We start from the raw sequence: 4,631 nt of genomic DNA, 5'->3' as shown, positions 1-4,631 counted from the left end.
TCGTTCAAGATGACATCCAGACCTGCAGCCATTACCTCAGCAGAGGCACCGCCACCGATGTCTAGGAAGTTAGCGGGCTTCACGTTGCCGTGACGCTCACCGGCGTAGGCAACTACGTCCAGGGTGCTCATAACCAATCCGGCACCGTTACCGATGATTCCAACTTCGCCATCTAGCTTCACGTAGTTGAGGTCCATCTCCTTGGCCTTAGCCTCGAGAGGATCGAGCTGGTCGCGCTCCATTGCCTCACGCTCGTGACGGAACTCTGCGTTGTCGTCGAAGGTAACCTTGCCGTCCAGGGCAACGATCTCTCCACCGCTGGTTAGAACCAGTGGGTTGACCTCCACCAAAGTGGCGTCTTCTTTTTTGAATACTTCGTAAAGCTTTACGAACACATCGGAAACTGCATCGCTAAGTTCGCTTGGGAACTTAGCGGCGGTTGCAATCTCAACTGCCTTGGCCTTATCGATGCCTTGAACTGCAGATACCGGAATCTTTGCCAGTGCCTCTGGACGCTCAACTGCAAGCTGCTCAATCTCCATGCCACCCTCAACGCTGCAAAGCGCTAGGAAGGTGCGGTTTGATCTGTCAAGCAAGACTGAGAAGTAGAACTCTTTGTCGATAGATGCACCCTGGGCAATCATCACGCGCTTTACAACGTGACCCTTGATGTCTAGGCCCAAAATTGCCTCAGCCTTTTCGCGAGCCTCAGCTGGAGAGTGGGCAACCTTGACACCACCGGCTTTGCCTCGACCACCGGTTTTAACCTGGGCCTTTACAACAACGGTTCCACCGATAGCCTTTGCGGCTGCTTCGGCTTCTTCTGGGGTGTCTGCGATGCGACCTGCGAGAACCGGAACACCGTGTTTCTCGAAAAGATCGCGCGCTTGATATTCAAATAAATCCAAGGGTATTTCCGTTTCTGAAGTAAGCGGGCAACAACGTCAAGTCTAGTGATTCAGGCTGGCTCAAAATCCCTAGAGCTTGGTAATTGGTGCCATTTTGACCAGCAACCGCTTGGTTACTCCAGAGTCGAAGCGCACTTCGGCGGTTTGCTTGGGTGGATTACCCGCAACCGCGATTACTTGACCCTTGCCAAAGGTGTCGTGCTGCACTGAATCCCCGACCGCAAGCTCTAGATCTTTGTTGTCTCTAATCGCGGCCGGTGTATTTACAGCACCCTGCCAACTCGAGCGAACCGGTTGTGTGCCGGCAGAGCGAAGTTCACGACGCTCTGCTCCGACCTGCTCGCAAAGCTCGCTCGGAATATCGCTTAGGAAGCTCGATGGGATAAATGATGCGGTGTTGCCAAAAAGTGTGCGCTGCAGGGCGTGTGAAATGTAGAGCTTTTGTTTGGCTCGGGTCATACCGACATACATCAACCTGCGTTCTTCCTGCAGGCCGCCGGGTTCATCGAAGGATCTAACGTGAGGCAAGGTTCCTTGCTCAAGGCCAATCAGGAAAACCACCTGATACTCCAAGCCCTTGGCAGTGTGCAGGGTCATCAGTGAAATGCTTCCGGACTCATCTTCGATTTCATCGGCTGCTGCTGCAAGTGTCACCTCGGCCAGGTAGTCGGCAAGGGTGCCCTCTGGGTTATTTGCCTGCCAGTCAAAGAGCTGTCCCAATAGCGCATCTAGGTTGTCTACCCTGGCTTCATCCTGCGGATCCCGTGATCCCTCAAGCGATGAGCGATAGCCGCTTCGCTCAAGGACGGACTTCAACACCTCAGCGGGACCTTCAGTTGCGGATAGCGCATCTAGCTCATTGAGAAGTTCGCCAAAACCTTCGACCGTGAGGGTGAGCTTTGGCCCAAGACCGAGCTGGTTTGCAAAGCTAAGAGCCTGCCTAAATGACATGTCGTTGTCTCTAGCAAACTGTGCGATCTTGAGTTCGGTCTTTTCACCGATGCCGCGGGTTGGGATGTTCAAAACTCTTCTGGCAGCCTCGTCATTTCGCGCATTGGAAATCACGGTCAAATACGCCAGAGCGTCTTTGATTTCTCTGCGCTCAAAGAACTTCAAGCCGCCGATGACGGCATATGGAATTAGCTGGCTCTTGAGCTCGGCCTCTAAAGAAGGTGTCAGTGCATTGGTGCGGTAAAGAATTGCAACGTCGCGGTAGTTAGTTCCCTCCGCGTGAAGTTTTTTGATCTGGTCGACCACATAGGCAGCTTCATTACGCTCGTCGAAACCAGTGAAGATTGAAATTAGCTCACCACTGCCCTGGTCGGTCCAGAGGTTCTTCGCTGGACGGTATGGGTTTTGTGAAATGACGGCATTCGCCCCAGACAGAATGTTCTGGGTCGAGCGGTAGTTCTGCTCCAACAGGATGGTCTGCGCTCCGGGGAAGTCGCGCTCAAACTCAGTGATGTTTCTAATGTCCGCGCCGCGGAAGGCGTAGATCGACTGATCCGAGTCACCAACAACGGTTAGCTGGGCTGGCTGCAATACCTCGCCGGTGCGCTCATCAAAGTTTGCGTAGTCATCCGGCAGCGGCCTGGTGAACTCTCGAATTAGTGCATATTGCGCGTGGTTTGTGTCTTGGTACTCGTCCACAAGTAGGTGTCGGAAACGCTTCTGATACCTGGCCCTAACCTCAGGGTGAGCACGAAGTAGACCAACTGTCTCGGAAATCAGGTCATCAAAGTCAAAGGCATTATTGCGAAGCAGTTCTCGCTCATAGCCTTGGAACACCTCGGCCACGATTCGCTCTTTCGGGTTTGAGCGATCAGCATTGCGAGCAAAGTCTTCGGCATCTCTGAGTTCGTTCTTGGCGTTGGAAATAATCGCTGCTGCCTGCTGCGGTTTGATATCCGCATCCTCGGCACCTGCTTCGCGCAGCAATCTCTTGAGAAGCGCTCTGGTGTCACCGGTGTCGTAAACCGTGAAGTTCGAATCATGGCCAAGGCGATCTGCCTCGCGACGAAGAATTTGCAGGCAGGCCGAGTGGAAGGTCTTGATCCACATACCTTCGCTTGATGCACCAATCAGCGCTTCGACGCGCTCGCGCATTTCGGCGGCAGCCTTATTGGTAAAGGTGATTGCCAAAATCTGCGATGGCCAAAGTTCTTTTTGGGCCAAGAAGTGTGCGATGCGGTGGGTTAACACCCTGGTCTTACCACTGCCGGCACCGGCAACGATCAAAAGTGCCCGGCCGCGGTATTCGACAGCCTCGCGCTGCTGCGGATTTAATCCCGTAAGCAGTGCGTCTGGGTCATTTTGTTCGAAGAGGTCTAAAGGCATCTGAGGTAGCTTAGGTCAGCCGACTGACGGTTTGGATCAGCCGGTCTGGCTGGTCGGCAAAGATTCCATCCACACCGCTTAGAACCAGCTTCTCAAACCAGCTCTCAACCTCGCCCTGCGCGGTTTCAACCCGAGCCGTATAGGTAAAGACGGTCAGTCCTAAAGCTATTGCCCGAGCGACAAAATCATTTTCCCAAAGCATCTCTATCGCAACCGAAACACCATCGAACTGTGACGCAATCTCTGCCAAAAGGTCATCTTCCAAGGTTGTCCTCCCAGCCGGCAAGGTTCCCGGTGCGGATAGAAAGACGAAGTCGATTCCGGGGCCGAAGGCGCTCATTGCAGTTTTTAAGATTGAAAATTCGAAGCTCTCAACAGTTAGCCTGATGCCGCGCTCTTGCCAATTTGAAGCAGCTAGTTCTTGTGCGACTGCTGATACCAGGTCTAGGCCTTTGGTCAAGAGTTGTTTGCCGTCTTTGAGTTCGAGAATCAGATGCTTGCCATTAAAGGCCGGATTGGCGAGCAGTTCGTTCAAGGTCGGAACCTCGAACTGTCCGCTGCGCTTTGCAGACTCAATCCTTTGCTCTGGGTATCTTTCCATCACACGCAGCAGCTTTAGCTGCTTCAAGGTCAGCTCATAAACCGAAGTTGGAAGCTCCGGATACGAAGCGACATTTGTGGTTTTGGTTAGCTCTAGATCGTGCAGAATTACCGGCACGGAGTCTTTGGTTAGCACCACATCAAATTCAATGGCGTCTGAACCTAGCTCGAAGCCCAGCTCAAGGGAGGGCATGGTGTTTTCCGGCAGGTAACCGCAGGCACCGCGGTGACCAAAAACACTTACTCCCATTCGATAGTTCCAGGAGGCTTTGAGGTGATGTCCAAAACCACGCGGTTTACATCCGCCACCTCATTGGTAATGCGGTTGGAAATCTTTGCCAGCAGGTCATATGGCAATCTCGACCAGTCCGCCGTCATCGCATCCTCAGATGAAACCGGACGAAGCACAATCGGGTGACCGTAGCTGCGGCCATCGCCTTGCACGCCAACCGATCGAACATCGGCCAAAAGCACAACCGGACACTGCCAAATCTCTAGATCCTTGCCGGCTGCACTTAGTTCCTCGCGAACAATTGCATCTGCCTCACGCAAGAGCTCCAAGCGCTCCTTGGTTACTTCACCGACGATGCGAATGCCGAGACCAGGACCTGGGAATGGCTGGCGCTGGACTATTTCGTGCGGCAAACCAAGCTCGGCACCAATTGCTCGCACCTCGTCCTTAAACAGTGCGCGCAGTGGCTCGACCAGTTCAAACTGCAGGTCTTCTGGAAGACCTCCAACGTTGTGGTGAGACTTGATACCCGCGGTTGCGCCGCCACCGGATTC

4 protein-coding genes are annotated in these 4,631 nt (G+C 53.6%); all 4 read right to left on the bottom strand.

What is annotated here, in order from left to right:
* Positions 1 to 908, bottom strand: a 908-nt coding sequence (sucC, locus tag AC128V_RS06610) for an ADP-forming succinate--CoA ligase subunit beta (RefSeq protein ID WP_482763884.1), incomplete at its 3' end; no start/stop codon positions are given.
* A gap of 69 nt (positions 909 to 977) precedes the next feature.
* Positions 978 to 3,245 (bottom strand): ATP-dependent helicase, encoded by a 2,268-nt coding sequence (locus tag AC128V_RS06605; RefSeq protein ID WP_482763883.1) that lies wholly within the window; start codon positions 3,243 to 3,245, stop codon positions 978 to 980.
* Positions 3,246 to 3,255: 10 nt separating this feature from the next.
* Positions 3,256 to 4,095 (bottom strand): glycerophosphodiester phosphodiesterase, encoded by an 840-nt coding sequence (locus AC128V_RS06600; RefSeq protein WP_482763882.1) that lies wholly within the window; start codon positions 4,093 to 4,095, stop codon positions 3,256 to 3,258.
* A partial coding sequence (locus tag AC128V_RS06595) for a GMP synthase (glutamine-hydrolyzing) (RefSeq protein WP_482763881.1) occupies positions 4,086 to 4,631 on the bottom strand: 546 nt, incomplete at its 5' end. The genes AC128V_RS06595 and AC128V_RS06600, both read right to left, overlap by 10 nt.

It is taken from the genome of Aquiluna sp., from assembly GCF_965064355.1.
The sequence above is the reverse complement of the archived record's forward strand: the minus strand, read 5'-3'. Positions and strand labels throughout refer to the sequence as shown.

Excerpts from the sequence above, each read along its gene's own strand:
- AC128V_RS06605 (WP_482763883.1), bottom strand. The coding sequence starts at position 3,245 with ATGCCTTTAGACCTCTTCGAACAAAATGACCCAGACGCACTGCTTACG.
- AC128V_RS06600 (WP_482763882.1), bottom strand. The coding sequence starts at position 4,095 with ATGGGAGTAAGTGTTTTTGGTCACCGCGGTGCCTGCGGTTACCTGCCG.